General features: G+C 63.2%; 19 protein-coding genes. 15 read left to right on the forward strand and 4 right to left on the reverse strand.

From position 1 onward, the window contains the following. Position 1 precedes the first annotated feature (1 nt). From cobW to SPHINGO391_RS06145, 5 genes are all read left to right on the forward strand, one after another. Complete coding sequence (gene cobW / locus SPHINGO391_RS06125) at positions 2-1,060, forward strand: cobalamin biosynthesis protein CobW (protein WP_193217411.1); 1,059 nt, start codon at positions 2-4, stop codon at positions 1,058-1,060. 5 nt (positions 1,061-1,065) lie between these two features. Next, on the forward strand, positions 1,066-4,803 hold the full coding sequence (cobN, locus tag SPHINGO391_RS06130) for a cobaltochelatase subunit CobN (protein ID WP_152007997.1): 3,738 nt from the start codon (positions 1,066-1,068) through the stop codon (positions 4,801-4,803). Positions 4,804-4,865: 62 nt separating this feature from the next. Further along, positions 4,866-5,312, forward strand: a complete 447-nt coding sequence (locus tag SPHINGO391_RS06135) for a GNAT family N-acetyltransferase (RefSeq protein WP_152007998.1) — start codon at positions 4,866-4,868, stop codon at positions 5,310-5,312. Positions 5,313-5,371: 59 nt separating this feature from the next. Beyond that, positions 5,372-6,010 carry a cob(I)yrinic acid a,c-diamide adenosyltransferase gene (gene cobO, locus SPHINGO391_RS06140; RefSeq protein WP_152007999.1) on the forward strand — a complete coding sequence of 213 codons (639 nt, stop codon included), beginning with the start codon at positions 5,372-5,374 and terminating at the stop codon, positions 6,008-6,010. Between the two features lie 16 nt (positions 6,011-6,026). Continuing rightward, the gene (locus tag SPHINGO391_RS06145) at positions 6,027-6,458 is read left to right on the forward strand and encodes an EamA family transporter (RefSeq protein WP_152011449.1); all 432 of its coding nucleotides are present in this window, start codon (positions 6,027-6,029) and stop codon (positions 6,456-6,458) included. 4 nt (positions 6,459-6,462) lie between these two features. Here the strand turns inward: SPHINGO391_RS06145 and SPHINGO391_RS06150 are convergent, their stop codons facing one another. Next, a complete protein-coding gene (locus SPHINGO391_RS06150) occupies positions 6,463-7,248 on the reverse strand; it encodes a TSUP family transporter (RefSeq protein ID WP_152008000.1) in 786 nt (261 codons plus the stop codon). A gap of 140 nt (positions 7,249-7,388) precedes the next feature. Here SPHINGO391_RS06150 and SPHINGO391_RS06155 point away from each other — a divergent pair, with 140 nt between their 5' ends. The 9 genes from SPHINGO391_RS06155 (at position 7,389) to cobM (ending at position 15,232) form a co-directional block, all read left to right on the forward strand. Beyond that, on the forward strand, positions 7,389-7,838 hold the full coding sequence (locus tag SPHINGO391_RS06155) for a TerB family tellurite resistance protein (RefSeq protein WP_152008001.1): 450 nt from the start codon (positions 7,389-7,391) through the stop codon (positions 7,836-7,838). Further along, positions 7,835-8,257, forward strand: a complete 423-nt coding sequence (locus tag SPHINGO391_RS06160; RefSeq protein ID WP_152008002.1) for a TerB family tellurite resistance protein — start codon at positions 7,835-7,837, stop codon at positions 8,255-8,257. The genes SPHINGO391_RS06155 and SPHINGO391_RS06160 overlap by 4 nt, the downstream gene beginning before the upstream one ends. Before the next feature lie 269 nt (positions 8,258-8,526). Further along, the gene (locus tag SPHINGO391_RS06165) at positions 8,527-8,766 is read left to right on the forward strand and encodes a DUF6732 family protein (RefSeq protein WP_152008003.1); all 240 of its coding nucleotides are present in this window, start codon (positions 8,527-8,529) and stop codon (positions 8,764-8,766) included. A 3-nt stretch (positions 8,767-8,769) separates the two neighbouring features. Continuing rightward, on the forward strand, positions 8,770-10,002 hold the full coding sequence (locus SPHINGO391_RS06170) for a sirohydrochlorin chelatase (RefSeq protein ID WP_152008004.1): 1,233 nt from the start codon (positions 8,770-8,772) through the stop codon (positions 10,000-10,002). 3 nt (positions 10,003-10,005) lie between these two features. After that, the gene (locus SPHINGO391_RS06175) at positions 10,006-10,647 is read left to right on the forward strand and encodes a precorrin-8X methylmutase (RefSeq protein WP_152008005.1); all 642 of its coding nucleotides are present in this window, start codon (positions 10,006-10,008) and stop codon (positions 10,645-10,647) included. Next, positions 10,640-11,881 (forward strand): precorrin-6y C5,15-methyltransferase (decarboxylating) subunit CbiE, encoded by a 1,242-nt coding sequence (gene cbiE, locus SPHINGO391_RS06180; protein WP_152008006.1) that lies wholly within the window; start codon positions 10,640-10,642, stop codon positions 11,879-11,881. Before SPHINGO391_RS06175 ends, cbiE begins: the two co-directional genes overlap by 8 nt. Next, positions 11,878-12,606: a precorrin-2 C(20)-methyltransferase gene (gene cobI / locus SPHINGO391_RS06185; protein ID WP_152008007.1), complete on the forward strand. Its 729-nt coding sequence runs from the start codon at positions 11,878-11,880 to the stop codon at positions 12,604-12,606. Before cbiE ends, cobI begins: the two co-directional genes overlap by 4 nt. Then, positions 12,603-14,453: a precorrin-3B C(17)-methyltransferase gene (cobJ, locus tag SPHINGO391_RS06190; protein ID WP_152008008.1), complete on the forward strand. Its 1,851-nt coding sequence runs from the start codon at positions 12,603-12,605 to the stop codon at positions 14,451-14,453. Before cobI ends, cobJ begins: the two co-directional genes overlap by 4 nt. After that, on the forward strand, positions 14,450-15,232 hold the full coding sequence (gene cobM, locus SPHINGO391_RS06195; RefSeq protein ID WP_152008009.1) for a precorrin-4 C(11)-methyltransferase: 783 nt from the start codon (positions 14,450-14,452) through the stop codon (positions 15,230-15,232). The genes cobJ and cobM overlap by 4 nt, the downstream gene beginning before the upstream one ends. A gap of 3 nt (positions 15,233-15,235) precedes the next feature. Here the strand turns inward: cobM and SPHINGO391_RS06200 are convergent, their stop codons facing one another. Beyond that, positions 15,236-15,586, reverse strand: a complete 351-nt coding sequence (locus SPHINGO391_RS06200; protein ID WP_152008010.1) for an MmcQ/YjbR family DNA-binding protein — start codon at positions 15,584-15,586, stop codon at positions 15,236-15,238. Between the two features lie 154 nt (positions 15,587-15,740). Between SPHINGO391_RS06200 and SPHINGO391_RS06205 the strand changes: the two genes are divergently transcribed. After that, a complete protein-coding gene (locus SPHINGO391_RS06205; protein WP_152008011.1) occupies positions 15,741-16,445 on the forward strand; it encodes a hypothetical protein in 705 nt (234 codons plus the stop codon). Here the strand turns inward: SPHINGO391_RS06205 and SPHINGO391_RS06210 are convergent. Further along, entirely contained in the window at positions 16,420-17,121 is a 702-nt protein-coding gene (locus SPHINGO391_RS06210; RefSeq protein WP_152008012.1) for a cobalt-precorrin-6A reductase, read from the reverse strand. The genes SPHINGO391_RS06205 and SPHINGO391_RS06210 overlap by 26 nt on opposite strands. Next, positions 17,111-18,220: a cobalt-precorrin-5B (C(1))-methyltransferase gene (locus SPHINGO391_RS06215; RefSeq protein WP_152008013.1), complete on the reverse strand. Its 1,110-nt coding sequence runs from the start codon at positions 18,218-18,220 to the stop codon at positions 17,111-17,113. The genes SPHINGO391_RS06210 and SPHINGO391_RS06215 overlap by 11 nt, the downstream gene beginning before the upstream one ends. Between the last annotated feature and the right edge of the window lie 104 nt (positions 18,221-18,324).

Consider the following 18,324-nt stretch of genomic DNA (forward strand, 5'->3'; position numbering starts at 1 on the left):
GTTGAATGGTTCGAAAATTCCCGCCACGGTGATCACCGGTTTCCTCGGGGCCGGCAAGACCACGCTGATCCGTCACATGCTGGCCAACGCCAAGGGCAAGCGGATCGCGCTGATCATCAACGAGTTCGGCGATCTCGGCGTCGATGGTGATGTTCTGAAGGGCTGCGGCGACGAGGTGTGCAGCGAGGACGACATCGTCGAGCTCAACAATGGCTGCATCTGCTGCACGGTGGCAGACGACTTCATTCCGACCATGGAGAAACTGCTGGCGCGCAAGGACCGGCCCGATCACATCGTCATCGAGACCTCCGGCCTGGCGCTGCCGCAGCCGCTGGTCGCGGCCTTCAACTGGCCCGGCATCAAGACGCAGGTGACCGTGGACGGGGTTGTCACCGTGGTTGACAGCGCCGCCGTTGCAGCGGGACGTTTTGCCCATGACCATGACAAGCTCGACGCGCAACGTCTGGCGGACGAGGGGCTTGATCACGAAAGCCCGCTCGAGGAGCTTTTCGAGGACCAGTTGACCGCCGCCGACCTGATCATCCTCAACAAGGCAGACCTGATCAGCGCCGGCGATCTCGAGGGGGTTCGCGCCGGAATACTTGGACACATGTCGCGCAAGCCGGTCTTTGTCGAAGCGCGTCAGGGCGAAGTTGCGCCGGAAGTGCTGCTCGGCCTCGGGGTCGGAACCGAGGACGATATTGCCAACCGCAAGTCGCATCACGAGCTTCACCATGAAGATGGCCATGAGCATGATCATGATCACGATGAATTTGAAAGCTTCGTGGTCGAACTTGGACCAGTCGGCGACGCCGCGGGCTTCATGGATGGGCTGAAGACGCTGATCGTCAGCCACGACATTCTCCGGCTCAAGGGCTTCGCGGACATTCCCAGCAAGCCGATGCGGATGGTGGTGCAGGCGGTCGGCAGCCGCATCGACACGCATTTCGACCGGCCGTGGGGTGGCGGGGAAGCGCGCCAGACCAGGCTGGTGGTCATCGGGCTGCATGATATCGACGAAACGGCGATCCGCGCGAGCCTGGCCGCGTTGGCCGGGTAGGCGCAATGCATCTCCTCGTCGCACAGAAGGGAAGCCTGAGCGATGGCGACGAAGCCGTCGACCTGGGACAGTCGCCAGGTGACGTGCTGTTTCTCAGTGCGGCGGACACGGAACTTGCCAGCATTGCCGCGGCCCGGCAGATGGCGGGCAGCCTGAAATGGCGACTTGCAAGCCTGTCCGATCTCAAACACCCGATGTCGGTCGATACCTTCGTTGCGAAGATGGCACGGCATGCGAAGCTGGTGATCGTGCGTGCGCTCGGTGGCGCCAGCTATTTCTCCTACGCGCTTGAAAGCCTGCACGCCGCAGCCCAAGCACATGGCTTCAAGATTGCGGCCCTTCCCGGCGACGACCGGCCCGATCCGGGACTGGAGCCGCTGTCGACGCTCGAGCTGGCAGAGCGGGAGCGCTTGTGGGGCTACCTGATCGAAGGCGGGGCAGAGAACGCCCGCGGGCTCATCGACTACGCCGAAGCATTGATCACCGAGGCGGAACGGCCCGCGCCTGCTGCTCCGCTGCTCAAGGCTGGGCTGTGGCATCCGGCTGCCAGCAATCCGACGCTAATTGATCTTCGCAAGAACTGGCGCGACGGTGCGCCGGTGGTGGCAATCTGTTTTTACCGGGCGCTGGTGCAGAGCGGGCAGACCGCGCCGGTCGCGGCCCTGTGCGAGGCGCTGGCGGATGAAGGCGTCAACGCGCTGCCGGTGTTTGTCTCAAGCCTCAAGGACCCGGTGTCGGTGGGGACGGTGGAAGCGATCTTTGCTGAGGCGGCGCCGGATGTGGTGATCAATGCCACCGGTTTCGCGGTGTCTTCGCCGGGTGGGGAGACAAAGGGGACGGTGCTCGAATCCACCGGCGCGCCTGTGCTGCAGGCGGTATTCGCCGGCGGCAGTCGCGAGACCTGGGCGGGATCGCAGCAGGGGCTCACATCGCGCGACCTGGCGATGCATGTGGCATTGCCCGAAGTTGACGGACGGGTGTTGAGCCGGGCAGTGTCGTTCAAGTCCGCAGCGCGGTTCGACGAGATGGTCGAGGCCAACATCGTCACTCACGCACCGGAGCCCGACCGGGTGGAATTCGTTGCCGAACTTGCCGCGCGTTGGGCGCGGTTGCGCCGGGCGCAAGCGGCGGATCGCCGGGTGGCGATCGTTCTTGCCAACTATCCCAACCGCGATGGCCGCATTGCCAATGGCGTCGGGCTCGACACGCCTGCCGGTACCGTTGAAGTGCTGCGCGCCATGAAGGCGGACGGGTATCAGACCGATGAGCTTCCCGGCGATGGTGATGCGCTGGTGACGGCGCTGAAAGCCGGGCCGACCAATGCCTTGCGCGAAGACCGCAGCGGCGGTGTTGCTTTGGGGCTTGAGGATTACCGGGCGTTTTTCGACGGGCTGGATCCCTCGATCCAGTCAGCCGTGACTGAACGCTGGGGGGCGCCGGAGGCTGATCCGTTTTTCCGTGAAGGGGCATTTCGCCTGGCGTTGCTGCGTTTTGGCAATGTGGTTGTCGGCATCCAGCCGGCGCGCGGCTACAACATCGATCCGAAGGCAAGTTACCATGCACCGGATCTGGTGCCGCCGCATGGCTACCTGGCGTTCTATGCCTGGCTGCGCGAAAGTCTTGACGCCCATGCGGTCATCCACATGGGCAAGCATGGCAATCTCGAATGGCTGCCGGGCAAGGCGCTGGCGCTGTCGCGGGCCTGTTATCCGGAGGCGGTGCTCGGGCCTATGCCACATGTCTACCCGTTCATCGTCAATGATCCGGGCGAGGGGACGCAGGCCAAGCGGCGGACATCGGCGGTGATCATCGATCATCTGACGCCGCCACTGACGCGGGCGGAGAGCTACGGTCCGCTCAAGGATCTCGAGGCGCTGGTCGATGAATATTACGAGGCCTCCGGTCACGACCCGCGCAGGCTGAAACTGCTCAAGGGCCAGATCCTCGATCTGGTGCGCGATATCGGGCTCGATCACGATGCGGGTATTGCTGAGGGTGATGACGACGATCTGGCGCTCGAAAAGCTCGATGCCTGGCTGTGTGATCTCAAGGAAATGCAGATTCGTGACGGGCTGCACATCTTCGGACAATCGCCCGAAGGCGGATTGTTGACCGATCTGACGGTCGCGTTGGCACGAATCAAGCGTGGCGAGACGCCGGGCGAGGACAGTCTGCATAGGGCGATTGCGCGGGATCTGCGGCTTGATGGTTTCGATCCGCTTGACTGCGCCATGGCCGAGCCTTGGGCCGGCCCAAGGCCAGAAGAGCTTCAAGACGTCTCCGCCGACTCCTGGCGCAGCAATGGCGACACCGTCGAACGCATCGAACTCCTGGCCATCGAACTCGTCTCGGGCCGCACTCCGGTGCCCGCCGCATGGGCCGACACGCGGGCGGTGATGGACGAGATCGAAGCCCGGATCAGGCCATCGGTCGAGGCTTGCGGCGATGCGGAGATCGACGGGCTTCTGACTGCTCTCGACGGTCGTTTTGTGGTGCCGGGACCCTCCGGTGCACCGACGCGGGGGCGGCCGGACGTGCTGCCGACAGGGCGGAATTTCTATTCGGTCGACAGCCGTGCGGTGCCGACGCCGGCGGCCTGGGAGCTTGGGCAGAAATCGGCGGAACTGCTGGTCATGCGCCATGTTCAGGATCACGGTGAATGGCCGACATCGATGGCGCTGACCGCCTGGGGCACGTCGAACATGCGCACCGGCGGTGACGATATCGCCCAGGCGCTGGCACTGATCGGCGCCAGGCCCGTTTGGGACCCGGCCTCGCGGCGGGTCACCGGCTACGAGATCATTCCCATGGCGATGATGAGACGGCCGCGGGTCGACGTGACCTTGCGGATCTCGGGCTTTTTCCGCGATGCATTTCCTGACCAGATCGCCTTGTTCGACCGGGCGGTGCGCGCGGTGGCGGCGCTTGACGAGGATGAGGCGGACAATCCGCTCGCGGCACGGGCACGGGCTGAGAGCGTGCGGTTGATCGAAACAGGGATGGACGGTGCCGAAGCGAACCGGCGGGCCTCATTCCGTGTGTTCGGTTCCAAGCCGGGCGCTTATGGCGCTGGCCTTCAGGCCCTTATCGATGAGGGGGGCTGGACCGACCGTGGCGATCTGGCCGAGGCTTTTGTCGTCTGGGGCGGCTATGCCTATGGCGCGGGAGAAGAGGGCAAGCCTGCGCGGGAGCTGTTCGAGCAGCGGCTGTCGACCGTGGAGGCGGTGGTACAGAACCAGGACAACCGCGAGCATGATCTTCTAGATTCCGACGATTATTACCAGTTCGAGGGCGGCATGACGGCAGCAGTGGAGGCCGCACGCGGCAGCCGGCCCGCGATCTATCACAATGATCATTCACGGCCCGAGCGTCCGGTGATCCGCTCACTCGAGGAAGAGATTGCGCGGGTGGTGCGCGGACGCGCCGCCAATCCGAAATGGATCGAGGGCGTCAAGCGCCACGGTTACAAGGGCGCCTTCGAGATGGCGGCGACGGTCGATTATCTGTTCGCCTTCGCCGCGACCACGGGGGCCGTTCGCGACGCGCATTTCGACGCGGTCTACCAGGCCTATCTGATGGATGAGGAAACGCTCGCGTTCCTGCGCGCCAAGAATCCCGATGCACTTGAGGAAATGGCGGCGAAGTTCGAGGAGGCGATCGAGCGCGGGCTGTGGACGCCGAAGAGCAATTCGGCCAAGTTTGCGCTTGGCGAGTTCGCCGGACAGGTGTCCGGTCAGCAATGACCGCGGCGAGGCCAGCGGTCGACAGCGGAAAAGATGGCAGCGCAAGGGAATGAGGGCAGTGCATGACGATTGAAATCACCGTGGACGAAAGCGGGGATGCCGAATTTGCCGCAACGGTCGAGGCGATTGTAGACGAGCCGGCTGCCCGGCTGGGCCATCCGTTCGATCCGGTGCCGCTGCACCTCAAGGCAGTCGACGCCGGTGGCCGGCTGGCGGGCGGGTTGACCGCGCATTCGGTGCAGCGCTGGCTGTTTGTCAAGCTGCTTGGCGTTGCCGAGGAGCAGCGGGGCAGCGGGATTGGACGAAAGCTGCTTGCCAGGGCGGAAGAGATTGCCCGGCAGCGCGGCCTCGTCGGCATCTATCTCGACACGTTCGAGTTTCAGGCGCCGCGGTTTTATGAGAGCCTGGGTTATAACGAGTGCGGCCGGTTGCCCGCCCATGACGGTGCACCGCAGCGGATCTGGTTTGCCAAGACCTTTGATCTCAGCGGGACTGCCAAGACGCAATAGAAGCCCCCGCCGCAGCTATGCTGCTCGCCGGGTGAGATGATGGACAGGATGGATACGAGATGAGCGAACGCGGGAAAATCACCGACGGCATGAGCGAGGAAGAACTCAATGCCCGCCACGCCGAGAAGATGAAGAAGAAGAAGGCGGCGCGCGACAAGATCATCGCCACCAAGACGATCGAGAAAGGGCTGGTGATCGTTCACACCGGCAAGGGCAAGGGCAAGTCGACGGCTGCCTTCGGCATGATCTTCCGTGCCATCGGCAACGGCATGAAGGTCGGCGTGGTCCAGTTCGTCAAGGGCAAGTGGTCGACCGGCGAACGCAAGGTGCTCGAAGCGTTTCCCGAGCAGGTGACCATGGCCACCATGGGCGAGGGGTTCACCTGGGAGACCCAGGACCGCAATCGCGACATCGCCGCAGCCCGCGAAGCCTGGGACAAGGCACGCGAGATGATCATGGACCCGGAAATCGACATGGTGCTGTGCGACGAACTCAACATTGTGCTTCGCTACGATTATCTCGATGTCAACGAGGTGATCGAGACGCTCAAGGCCAAGCCGGAGATGAAACATGTGATCATCACCGGCCGCAACGCCAAGGAAGAGCTGATCGAATTTGCCGACCTGGTGACAGAGATGGAGATGGTGAAGCATCCTTTCCGTTCCGGTGTGAAAGCGCAGATCGGCGTGGAATTCTGACAGGCGAGGGCAGATGATGGGGCTTACGGCAAATTGGCAGTTCTGGGCCCTGGTGGCGGCGGTTTTCGCCGCCCTCACGGCGATCTTCGCCAAGGTCGGCATCAGCGAAATCGACAGCGATCTGGCCACTTTCATCCGCACCTGCGTGATTGTCCTGGTTCTGGGCGCCATCCTGACGGCGATGGGGAAATGGCGAGCGCCGCAGACCATCCCCGTCAAGACCTGGGTGTTCCTTACTCTGTCTGGACTTGCCACCGGCGCGTCATGGTTTGCCTATTTTCGCGCGCTCAAGCTCGGCGATGCCGCCCGCGTAGCCCCGCTCGACAAGTTATCGATCGTGCTGGTGGCAATCTTCGGCGTGCTGTTTCTGGGCGAACACCTTTCGGTGATGAACTGGTTCGGCGTCGCCCTGATTGCTACGGGCGCGATTTTTCTGGCTGTGTTCTAACCGGTCAGATCCCGAACCAGACCCGCACCGGATTCGCCGGATCACTGATCAGTTTGACGGCCAGCGCCACGCAGGTGATGACCAGCAACGGCTTGATGATTCTGGCGCCGTTTTTCATGGCAAGGCGGGATCCCGTCTGCGCGCCCAGAAACTGAGCGGCGCCCATCATCAGCCCGATTTTCCAGGAGATGACGCCGACAAAGGCGAAGACGGCGAAGGCGCCGAGATTGGAGGCGAAGTTCAGGAGCTTCGTATGCGCGGTGGCCTTGAGCAGGCCATAGCCCGCAAGGGCTACAAAGGCGAGCATGAAGAAGGAGCCGGTACCGGGGCCGAAAACGCCGTCGTAGAAACCGATCAGCGGCACGACAAGCAATCCGAACAGGAAGGGTGAAAGGCGCCGGGCACGATCAATGTCGTCCATGTTTGGCTTGAGTGCGAAGTAAAGTGCGATGGCGACCAGCAGGAACGGCAGGAAGGCGCGGAACACATCGCCGGGAATGACCGTGGCGAGCAGCGCGCCGAGCGCGGCCCCAAGTGCGGCGAGTGCCGCAGGTGCAAGCTGGGTCCTGAGATCGACATGGCCCTTGCGGGCATAGGCGAGGGTGGCCGAGGCGGAGCCGAACAGTCCCTGCAGCTTGTTGGTGCCGAGTGCCTCGACCGGGCTCAAGCCAGCCAGCAGAAGCGCGGGAACTGCAATCAGGCCCCCGCCGCCGGCAATCGAATCGACAAAGCCGGCCATGAATGCAGCAGCAAGCAGCAACAGGGTGAGTGTGAGCGTCAGGTCTTCCATGGACAAGCCTGTCTGGCGGGGAGTTGGATGCAGGAACGCGGCGCGACCTATTGCATGCCGGACGACTATGGACAATCGACCGGTGTGAGGTACTTTTTTTGAAAGTGGGGGAATCACCCGGGCCTGAGGGGGCTGACGTGATGAAGGGGCTTTTTGCTTCGATTGCCGGTTTGTTCGAGCGCAAGCCGCATTTGCCCGGCAAACTCGGTGAACTCTCCGAGGATCCGGTCGCACTGGCGGAAATCCTGGTGCTGTTCCGGATGGTTCTTGCCGACGGGATTGTGCAACCGTCTCAACTGACCACCTTCGAGCGGATCTGCGAACAGCATTTCGGCATCAGCCGGCGGGATATGCCGGAATTGCACGCGCTTCTCGATTCGCCCAGGGCCCGCGCCTATGACACCCAGGCTTTCACGCTGCTGGGTCAGCTTGACACCGAAGCGCGAACCAGCCTTCTTGATGACATGATACGGATCGCCGACGCCAATATCGTCAGGGATGAGCGGGACGACAGGCTGATCCGCAGAACGGCCAGCTTGCTGGGTCTGGACCTGGCGGCCGCCGAAGCGGAAAAAAGGGACAGGTCATGAATGATGCAGCGGGCAAGAGCGCGGGATTTGCGGAGCGGGTCAGAGCTTTTGTTGAAAGCCACGCTTCACTCAGCCGGGTGGCTCACGACCCGGTGCTGACGGCGGAACTGCTTCTCCTGGTCCGGATGTCGTTTGCCGACAAGTCCGTCGAACCGGAGGAGGCCGATGCCTTCGCGGCAATCTGCACGCGGCTGCTGGGACTCCATGCGGACGAACTCAAGGATATCCTCAAGTATCTCAATGATTTCGGATACGAAACAACGGACGCGCAGGCCGCTTCCATGCTGGCTGGTCTCGATGAAGCACGCAAACGCGAGATCCTTGATCACCTGGCCATCATTGCCAAGGCCGACGGTGAGGTGGATGCGCGCGAGCGGCGTCTGCTTGAGGCTACCGCCCGGCGCCTGGGCTTTGCCTGAACCGGGTTTGTGGCCTGTGTTTGTGGTCTGACGCAGATCAGTCAATGGCTGGCGCATTCGGAGTTTGACCTCGAAATCCCGAACGCCTATGACTCGCCCCATGTGCGACGGCGCCTGATGACAGGCTGAGAGATATTCCGGTGCGGCCGACTTAAATCAAGGGCCAACTCCGGTGCTGTCCGGTTCGGTAAGACGGGATGCGGCTTCAGGGCGTGCATCTCTTCATCCGGCGTATCGTGCTGTTTTTGTCACGTTGTCCGGAGGCCCCGATGCGCACGCTTGTTCTATCCGCCCTTGTTTCTGTCCTGACAGCGCAGTCCGCGTTTGCCCATGGCGGCCATGTCGGCGATCTTGCCGGACATTCGCACTGGGTCGGCTGGGCCGCCGCTGCGGCTGCCGGAGCGATCGCGGCCTGGGCCGTCAAGCGTGGCAGCAAGAGCAAGGCTTCAGGCAAAAACACTTCAGACAAGGCCGATAACGGCAAAGAAACCGAAACTGCGGAAGCCTGAATCATGAGCAAGAACGGGATCCCCGAAATGACCGGCATCATGGTCTGTGGCCATGGCAGCCGTAACCAGAATGCAGCCCGCGAGTTTGCGACGGTGGCGGAAGGCCTGAAGGCCCGCTATCCGGATGTTCCGGTGGAATATGGCTATCTTGAATTCTGCAATCCGGTGATCTCCGAAGGTCTCGACCGCTTGCGCGCCAAGGGCGTGACCCGAGTTCTGGCTGTTCCCGGCATGCTGTTTGCCGCAGGTCACGCGAAGAACGACATTCCGTCCGTGCTCAACACCTACCAGGCGCAAAACCCCGGAACGGTGATCAATTACGGCCGCGAACTCGGCATCGACCTGAAGATGATCCGGGCTGCAGGCGCGCGGATCCAGGAGGCACTGGACACCGCCAACCGGGAGCAGGGCGAGGTGGCGCTTCATGACACGCTTCTGATGGTGGTCGGCCGGGGATCATCCGATCCCGACGCCAATTCGAACGTGTCGAAAGTGATGCGGATGCTGTGGGAAGGCTTCGGCTTCGGCTGGGGCGAAACCTGCTATTCCGGCGTCACCTTTCCGCTCGTCGGCCCCGGGCTCAGCCATGCGGCGAAGCTCGGTTACAAGCGCATCATCGTTTTTCCCTACTTCCTGTTCACCGGCGTGCTGGTCAAGCGGATCTATTCAGAGTCCGACGCGGTGGCGGCCAACCATCCCGAGATCCAGTTCATCAAGGCGTCCTATCTCAGCGATCATCCGCTGGTGCTCGACACCTTCCAGGACCGGGTGCAGGAGATTGTCGAAGGCCAGGCCCTGATGAACTGCCAGATGTGCAAGTACCGCGAGCAGGTGCTGGGCTTCGAGGCCGAGGTCGGCCTGCCGCAGGAGAGCCATCACCACCATGTCGAAGGCATTGGCGGCGGGCTGGAAAACTGCCCCTGCAACGGTGATTGCGACGCCTCCTGCCGGGACGAGGATTTCTGCAAGGCGCACGGGTTGCCGTGGACGCCGGTGCACAGCCATGCAAGCCCGGCACCGCTCGAGCCGGTGCATGATCATTCGCACGGGCACGGTCATCCGCATGATCACTCACACGATCATGCCCATGGTCACTCGCATGACCATGATCACGGGCACGGCCACTCGCATGATCACGATCACAGCCATGGCCATGCGCACGATCATCATCACCATCCCTATCCGCATGCCGACCATCCGCATGGGCCGCGCTCGATGGAAAAAAAGAAGAGCTGAACCTTGACCGCGTCAACGCCCATCCGTGATCCGGCGGAAATCTACCGGCGGTCATTCGCCATCATCCAGGCGGAAGCGGATCTGGCGCGTTTTGGCGCGGACACAAGGTCGGTCGTGGTGCGGATGATCCATGCCTGCGGCATGGTCGATCTGGCTGACGACATCATCGTGTCGGACGGTTTTGCCCGGAGCGCGCGGGCGGCGCTGGAAGCTGGCGCGCCGGTCCTTTGCGATGCGGAGATGGTGCGACATGGCGTGATTGCGCGGCTGATGCCGGCGGGCAACGATGTGATCTGCCTGCTCAATGATCCGCAGGTGCGCGAGATCGCAGCGCGCGATGCGACCACGCGGTCGGCGGCGCAGGTTGATCTCTGGGCCGGGTTGATGGGCGGAGCGGTGATCGCCATCGGCAATGCGCCGACGGCGCTGTTCCGACTGCTCGAGCTGATCGATGCCGGGGCGCCCAGGCCGGCTGCCATCATCGGCATACCGGTTGGCTTTGTCGGCGCGGTGGAAAGCAAGGAGGCGCTGGCTGCCGATCCGCGCGGCGTCGAGTTCCTGACGGTCAGGGGCCGTCGTGGCGGCAGCGCGCTGGTGAGCGCGGCCGTGAACGCGATTGCCGGGGGGCTCGAAGGTCATGGCTGACGATGCCGCCAACCGAACGCCCTGGCTCACCATCATCGGCATCGGCGACAACGGCCTCGACAGCCTGACCCCGCCGGCACGGCTGCTGTTCGATGCGGCCCAGACCATCATTGCGCCCGAGCGCGTGCTGGCAAGGTTCGATTGCGGGGCGCGCGAAACCATCCCCTGGACCTTCGGGATCAAGGAAACGATCGCACTGGTAATGGCGCGGCGGGGAACGCCGGTGACCATTCTGGCGACGGGCGACCCGATGTTCTTCGGCGTCGGCGCGACCTTGATGCGCCAGCTTGATGCCAGCGAAATGCGGGTGATCCCGTCGCCGTCAGCCTTTTCGCTGGCTGCCGCCCGGCTCGGCTGGGCGCTGCAGGACGTGGCGATGATTTCGCTGCATGGACGCTCGGTGCACGGCTTGGCCTCGCATGTTCATCCGGGCGCGCGGATCATCGCGCTGACCTCGACCGGGCAGACGGTGATCGAGGCGGCGCAGATTCTGAGCGCCCGCGGCTATGGCCGCTCCGAGATGCACGTGCTTGAGCACATGGGCGGCCCGGACGAACGCATCAAGGTGATCCGCGCCGACCGGATCGCCGCTGACAGGCCGCATTTCGCCGACTTCAACACGCTGGCAATTTCTTGCGTGGCGCAGCCGGGAGCGGTTCTGCTGCCATCGGTTCCGGGGTTGCCAGACGATGCATTCGAGCATGACGGGCAACTGACCAAGCGCGAGGTGCGCGCGGTGACCCTGTCGCGGCTCGGACCGGTGCCGAGCGGTCTGATGTGGGATGTCGGTGCCGGGTGCGGATCGATCGGCATCGAGTGGATCCGCGCGGCGCGCGGGGCGCGGGCCATTGCCATCGAAGCCAATGAAGCGCGCCGGAAGATGGCGGCGCACAACGCGATGACGCTGGGTGCACCGGGTCTCGACATTATCGCCGGAACCGCGCCGGATGCGCTCGCGGATCTCGAGATGCCGGACGCGGTTTTCATCGGGGGCGGCATTTCCAATGACGGTGTGTTCGAAGCCGTATGGGACGCGCTCAAGCCCTTCGGCCGGCTGGTCGCGAACGCGGTGACAGTGGAGGGCGAGGCGCGGTTGTTCGCTCTGCAATCCGTTTATGGCGGCGAGTTGGTGCGTTTGCAGGTGAGCCGGGCCGAACCTGTCGGGCGCTATCTCGGATGGAAGCCGCTGATGCCGGTGACGATCTGGTCGGTGACAAAAGGGCAAGATGCATGACCGGAAAACTCTACGGGCTGGGGCTTGGTCCCGGCGACCCGGACCTGATCACGCTGAAGACCCACCGTATCCTCCAGGTTGTGCCGGTGATCGCCTGGCCGGCACCTGATACGGGGCCCAGTTTTGCCCGTTCGATTGCCGCGCCGCACCTGCCCGGCGGGCAGATGGAAATTCCCATCGTGGTGCCGATGCGCACCGAGCGGTTTCCGGCGCGCGATGTCTATGACAAGGCCTCAACGGAGATCGCTGCGCAGCTCGATGCGGGGCGCGACGTGGCGGTGCTGTGCGAGGGCGATCCGTTCTTCTATGGCTCGTTCATGTATGTGTTCGAGCGGTTGGCCGGACAGTACCCGACGGAAGTGGTGCCGGGCGTCTCCTCGATGATGGCGGCGGCAAGCGCCGCAGGCCGTCCGCTGGCGGCGCGCAACGATGTCTTGAGCGTCGTGCCGGGTCCACTTGGCGATGAAGAGCTCACAAATCGATTCAATGCGGCGGATGCATTAGCGATCATTAAGATAGGCAGGCATTTCAAGCGCTTGAGGGCGCTGATTGAAAAGTTGAATCTGCTGCCTCATGCAATCTATGTGGAACGGGTTTCGCTCGACGCGGAGCGGCTGATGCCGCTTGCCGATGTGCCTGAAGACACGGCCCCGTATTTTTCGATGATCCTCATTTACAAGGGCGGCGAGGACTGGATCCAGACGCTGCCCGGGAGCAAGCCATGACCCAATCTCCCGCCATCATCATTCTCTCCGAGGCGGCCTTGCCGATGGCGAGGCGCATTGCCCGTGCGACCGGCGGCGAGGTGCACGGACTTGCCCGGCGTATCACTGAAACCGTTGACGTAAGCTTTACAGACGTGGGGTCACATTTAGCCTCGCTGTTTCGGGATGGCCGCGCAATCGTGGCGCTGATGGCGTCAGGTGCGGTGATCCGCCTTCTGGCTCCGCAGCTTGCCGACAAGCATGCAGAACCACCTGTGGTTGCGGTCGCGGAAGACGGCTCGGCGGTCGTGCCGCTTCTCGGGGGACATCATGGCGGCAATGATCTGGCGCGCGAGATAGCATCCATCGTAGATGGCTTCGCGGCGATCACGACCGCGGGAGATCTCAAGTTCGGCGTTGCGCTGGATCAGCCGCCGGAAGGCTGGACGCTGGCCAACCGTGAGGACGCCAAGCAGGTGATGGCCGATCTGGTTGCCGGCAAAACCGCGCGGATCGACGGCGAGGCCGGATGGCTCACCGAGAGCGGGCTGCCGCTGTCGGCTGATGGTGACGTTGTCCTGGCCGTTTCGAACAAGGTTGTTTCGCCGCCCGCAAACGGGCTTCTGTACCACCCGAGAAATCTCGTCCTCGGGATCGGCTGTGAGCGCGGCGCCGCGGGCGATGAAGCCCTGACGCTGGCGCTCGACACGCTTGCGCAGGCGGGTCTGTCTCACGCTTCGGTCGGGCTGGTGGCGTCTATCGATGTGAAGGCGGATGAGACCGCGGTTCATCACGTGGCGAAGCATTTCGGTTGTCCCGTGCGGTTCTTCGATGCGGCGACGCTGGAAGCGGAAACGCCACGCCTGAAGAACCCTTCCGACATCGTTTTCGCAGAAGTCGGCTGCCACGGCGTGGCCGAGGGCGCGGCGCTCGCGGCCGCCGGTGCGTCGGGTGAACTGATCGCGGAAAAGCGCAAGAGCCGCCGCGCCACCTGCGCCATCGGACAGGCGCCAGCGCCGTTCACCGAGGCGAGCCTGGCGGGACGGGCGCGCGGCAAGCTGATGGTGGTCGGTATCGGACCGGGGTCCGACGGCTGGCGCTCGCCGGAGGTTTCTTCCATGGTCGCAGCCTCCACCGATCTGGTCGGCTACTCGCTCTATCTCGATTTGCTCGGGCCGCTGGCTCAGAGCAAGGCCCGGCACGATTTCGATCTCGGCAAGGAAGAGGCGCGGGTGCGCCATGCGATGGAGCTCGCGGGCGAGGGCAGATCGGTGGCGCTGGTCTGTTCCGGCGATGCCGGGATCTACGCGATGGCGACACTGGTGTTCGAATTGCTCGACAAGGCCGAGGGGCCGGAGGGACTGACGGACGCGGCGCGGCGGATCGAGATCGCGGTCTCTCCCGGTATTTCGGCGCTGCAGGCGGCAGCCGCGCGCGCGGGCGCTCCGCTCGGGCATGACTTCTGCACCATCTCGCTGTCGGATCTGCTGACGCCGTGGGAGGACATCAAGCGCCGGGTGACGGCCGCGGGCGAGGGGGACTTCGTCATCGCGTTCTACAATCCAGTGTCGAAGAAGCGGCGGACGCAGCTCGCCTGGGCGCGCGACAAGCTGCTCGAGCATCGGCCGGCCTCGACGCCGGTGATCCTCGCCACCAATCTGGGGCGTGAGGGCGAGTTGATCCGGATCGTTCCGCTCGGCTCGCTCAATGTCGATGATGTCGACATGCTGACCGTGGTTGTGGTCGGTTCGTCCAACTCCTCGACGGTGACGACCGGCGACGGCCGGACCTGGGTCTACACGCCGCGTGGTTACGCGCGGAAGGAAGGCACTGCCATGACCAACACGATTGCAGGAGACGCGGCATGACCGTCTATTTCATCGGCGCCGGACCGGGCGCGCCGGACCTCATCACCGTGCGCGGGTTGAAGCTGATCGAGCGCTGTCCGGTGTGTCTCTATGCCGGTTCGCTGGTGCCCGAAGAGATCGTGCATGCGGCGCCCACCGATGCTCTGGTCAGGGATACGGCGCCGATGCATCTCGACGAGATCATCGAAGAGATGAAGACCGCGCATGCGGCGGGCCAGGACGTGGCGCGGGTGCATTCGGGCGATCCGGCGATCTATGGTGCTGTCGCCGAGCAGATGCGCAGGCTCGATGCGCTCGGGATCGACTACGAGGTGGTTCCGGGCGTGCCGGCCTTTGCCGGAGCCGCGGCAAAGCTCGCGACCGAACTGACGCTGCCGGAAATCGCCCAGACGGTGATCATCACCCGCACCGGCATGAAGGCGTCCTCGATGCCTGAATTCGAACAGCTCGAGATTCTCGGCCAGTCAAGGGCGACGCTCGCCATCCACCTGTCGATCCGCAATCTCGACTACATCAAAAGGGCGCTTGAGCCCTATTACGGCGCCGATTGCCCGGTGGTGATCGCCTACCGCGCGACATGGCCCGACGAGCTCTATATCCGCACCACGCTGGAGGGCATGAAGGAAGAGGTCCGCGCCCACAAGATCACCCGCACGGCGCTGATCCTGGTCGGCAAAGTGTTCGGCGAGAACAATTTCCGCGACAGCGACCTCTACAATTCCGAGTACTCGCATGTGCTCAGGAACGTGGGCAAAAAGAAGAAGGCGAACGCGGTCTGAGCCTTATCTTTCGGGAAAGTCCGGCAGTCCGGCCTGGGTCTTCTTCGGCAGGCCTGTTCGGATGAGCCGGTAGGACTGGAGGATGCGTGCCTCGAGTTCCTCGGGCTGCATGTCCCAGTCGAGCAGCACCCACGAGCGATGGAAATACGGCGCCTTTGCGCCGACGCCCATTTCGATCAGCATGTCCGCGGTCTCGACGCTGTCGGTTTTGACAGCGACGCTTGGCGTCACGGCACCGATTGAGGCAAACATCTTGCCTCCGACCTTCCAGGCATCGTGACCGCCACCCCATGGATCAGAAACCTCGGCGCCCGGGAATGTCGCGCAGATGGAATTGACTGTCTCGCGGCTCATCGTCTTTGCTCCTCCACTGATTGTGTTATCAGTACCCGGGCAACCGCCTCACGAGCAATTGTAAACTTGATTTGTCGCTGAGGGGCAATGCTATGGCGATGGCGATTTGCTTAGTTGCTGAAGGTGGAGAAGAAAAGGTGAAGGTGGTGTGGCTATGAGCCGATTAGGCTGGTTTGGGGTCCTCACAACTCTCGTGTATATCGGCATATTCTGCTGGCTGTTTGGCGCTCAGATTTCGGAGATCCGAACGCTGGAGCCGAACGAGCTTGGAGATTTTTTTGCCGGCGTGTTTGGGCCGGTGGCATTGTTCTGGGTGGTTCTGGGGTTCTTCCAACAGGGTGTGGAATTGCGACACAGTGTCGAGACCCTCAAGCTACAAGCGGAAGAGTTGAAAAATTCCGTCGAACAACAGCGTGAGCTTGTTAAGGCGTCGCGAGATCAGATTGAGTTTGATAGAGAAATAAACTTGGCTCAAAGAGCTCGTCATGAGGTTTCAATTCGACCGGATTTCAAAGTTTCACCGGCAGGGAGTTCCCAGTCTGGTAAAGAAATATCGTTTAAAATTGAAATTCTCAATCGAGGTGAGATTGCTCTGGACGTATGGGTTTTCATAGAGCCTCCCACATACAGTGGATCAAAGTTTCGATTCCAATCCATCGGTCGCGGTGAATACAAGCATGTTGGGGTTCATTTTTTCGAGAATATGAACAAGGGCGGTGATTTTTTGATGACGATTAAATACTCAAACAAAGAGGGTAGTGAATTTTCAGACGAGGTGAATCTTACTCTAGCGAAGAAGCGTTCTGATGGACCTTTTTCTGAGTTGAAGGTTATCAACAGCCCGCCCGCCCAACCATGATCACCGGCAGCCCCAGATCCCTCGCGGCCTCGATCTTGGCGTAGGCGGCGGTGCCGCCGGAGTTGCGGCAGACGATGTGGGTGATGGCGTGGGCGATCAGCAGCATGGTTTCCACCGCTGCCGTTTCGCCGGGGCGGCCGAGCACCAGCGCGTGATCGGGCAGGTCGAGCGGCGTTGCTGGCGGGTCGATCAGCCGGACGACGAAGTGCACGTCGTCGCGGCTGGCGAACAGGCCGATGTGCTGGGAGCCGAGTGCCAGCAGCACCCGGGCGCGGGGCGGGATGGCGTCGCGGGCCTGCTCCAGCGTTTCCACTCCTATCCAGGTGTCGCCGGGTTGCCGGGCCCATGGCTTGCGTGTGCGGATCTCGAGCGGCACACCGGCGATGCTGGCAGCTTCCACCGCGTTGGCGCTGATCTGGCGGGCGAAAGGGTGGGTGGCGTCGATCAGGTGGGTCACGCCGGTCTCTCGCAGATAGCGCGCCAGGCCTTCGACGCCGCCGAAGCCGCCGGTGCGGATCTCGCCGGCAAGCGGGGCGGGTTCCTTCGTGCGTCCGGCGAGCGAGGTGATGATGCGCGCATCGGGCTTTGCTGCGACCAGCTCTCTGGCGAGCGCCGCGGCTTCCTTGGTCCCGCCGAGGATGAGGATGGTTTCTTGCGGGCCGGTTCTACCGGGCATGGGCGAGCAGCGCTCCGGCGCGATCGGTGACCATGACATCGACTTCGACCGGTGCGCCACGCAGGGTTTCAAGCGCCTTGAGGCGGGCTTCGCCGGCAATCGCCGACGGTAAATCGAGCCCCTGAGGCCGAGTCAATTCAAGCACTTCCAGCGCGGTGTTGGCACCCAGAATCCGCTGCTTTAGCTCCGCATCCGCGCCGAGCGTTCCGGCCCGGGTCGCGAGCCAGGCCATGTCAACCTGGCTGCGGCCGGAATGCAGATCGAGCGCGCCCTGGGCGAGCTTGGTCAGCTTGGCAAAGCCGCCGGCAATGGTCAGGCGCGGCACTGGATGGGCGCGGAGATATTTCAGCAGTCCGCCGGCGAAATCACCCATGTCGAGGCAGGCGATGTCTGGAAGGTCGTGGAATTCCTGTGCCGTCTTTTCCGAGGTCGAACCGGTGGCACCGAGCACGTGCTTGAGGCCTTCGGCGCGGGCGACATCGATGCCGCGGTGGATCGAATGAATCCAGGCGGCGCAGGAAAACGGGTGCACGATGCCGGTGGTGCCGAGCACGGACAGGCCGCCGACGATGCCGAGCCGCAGATTCCAGGTTTTCAGCGCGAGTTCGGCGCCGTTCTCGATGGCAATCTCGATCTCGATGTCGGGCGCGATGCCGTGCCTGGTGCAAAGGTCTGTCACCACCTGCGTCATCATCTGGCGCGGGACCGGGTTGATTGCGGGCTCGCCGACGGGGACCGGGAGGCCGGCCTTGGTAACGGTGCCGACGCCTGCTCCTGCCTTGAAGACGATGCCGGAACCCTGTGGCAGGCGGCACACGGTTGCCATCACCAGTGCGCCGTGGGTGACGTCCGGATCGTCGCCGGCATCCTTGATAATGCCGGCCATTGCAAGATCGCCGCCGAGGCTTTCCCGGGCCAGCGCGAAGTTCGGGATCTCGCCTTTGGGCAGTGTGATCTCGACAGGATCGGGGAAGTCGCCGGTGAGCAGGGCCGTCAGCGCAGCCTTGGTTGCGGCCGTGGCGCAGGCCCCGGTGGTCCAGCCGCGGCGCAACGCCGTGGCGGGTTTTTCCAGCCGGATTTCGTTTTCGCCAGCGTCCATGTCGCAGTTCCCGGTCGTGTCTTGCCTGTTGCCGTTATAGAGTGCGATTGGTACGGGTGTAACCCATGGTGATTTGCCGAAATCGCCTGAAAAGATCGAACGGA

The sequence above is a fragment of the Hoeflea sp. EC-HK425 genome, assembly GCF_902498795.1.
GTDB classification, from domain to species: domain Bacteria; phylum Pseudomonadota; class Alphaproteobacteria; order Rhizobiales; family Rhizobiaceae; genus Hoeflea; species Hoeflea alexandrii.

Bases quoted from the DNA above. Each gene is read 5' to 3' on its own strand.
- cobM (WP_152008009.1), top strand. From the start codon at position 14,450: ATGACCGTCTATTTCATCGGCGCCGGACCGGGCGCGCCGGACCTCATC.
- cobO (WP_152007999.1), top strand. From the start codon at position 5,372: ATGAGCGAACGCGGGAAAATCACCGACGGCATGAGCGAGGAAGAACTC.
- SPHINGO391_RS06145 (WP_152011449.1), top strand. From the start codon at position 6,027: ATGGGGCTTACGGCAAATTGGCAGTTCTGGGCCCTGGTGGCGGCGGTT.
- cobN (WP_152007997.1), top strand. From the start codon at position 1,066: ATGCATCTCCTCGTCGCACAGAAGGGAAGCCTGAGCGATGGCGACGAA.
- cbiE (WP_152008006.1), top strand. From the start codon at position 10,640: ATGGCTGACGATGCCGCCAACCGAACGCCCTGGCTCACCATCATCGGC.
- cobJ (WP_152008008.1), top strand. From the start codon at position 12,603: ATGACCCAATCTCCCGCCATCATCATTCTCTCCGAGGCGGCCTTGCCG.
- SPHINGO391_RS06155 (WP_152008001.1), top strand. From the start codon at position 7,389: ATGAAGGGGCTTTTTGCTTCGATTGCCGGTTTGTTCGAGCGCAAGCCG.
- SPHINGO391_RS06205 (WP_152008011.1), top strand. From the start codon at position 15,741: ATGAGCCGATTAGGCTGGTTTGGGGTCCTCACAACTCTCGTGTATATC.
- SPHINGO391_RS06135 (WP_152007998.1), top strand. From the start codon at position 4,866: ATGACGATTGAAATCACCGTGGACGAAAGCGGGGATGCCGAATTTGCC.
- SPHINGO391_RS06160 (WP_152008002.1), top strand. From the start codon at position 7,835: ATGAATGATGCAGCGGGCAAGAGCGCGGGATTTGCGGAGCGGGTCAGA.
- SPHINGO391_RS06150 (WP_152008000.1), bottom strand. From the start codon at position 7,248: ATGGAAGACCTGACGCTCACACTCACCCTGTTGCTGCTTGCTGCTGCA.
- SPHINGO391_RS06170 (WP_152008004.1), top strand. From the start codon at position 8,770: ATGAGCAAGAACGGGATCCCCGAAATGACCGGCATCATGGTCTGTGGC.
- SPHINGO391_RS06210 (WP_152008012.1), bottom strand. From the start codon at position 17,121: ATGCCCGGTAGAACCGGCCCGCAAGAAACCATCCTCATCCTCGGCGGG.
- cobI (WP_152008007.1), top strand. From the start codon at position 11,878: ATGACCGGAAAACTCTACGGGCTGGGGCTTGGTCCCGGCGACCCGGAC.
- SPHINGO391_RS06200 (WP_152008010.1), bottom strand. From the start codon at position 15,586: ATGAGCCGCGAGACAGTCAATTCCATCTGCGCGACATTCCCGGGCGCC.
- SPHINGO391_RS06215 (WP_152008013.1), bottom strand. From the start codon at position 18,220: ATGGACGCTGGCGAAAACGAAATCCGGCTGGAAAAACCCGCCACGGCG.
- SPHINGO391_RS06165 (WP_152008003.1), top strand. From the start codon at position 8,527: ATGCGCACGCTTGTTCTATCCGCCCTTGTTTCTGTCCTGACAGCGCAG.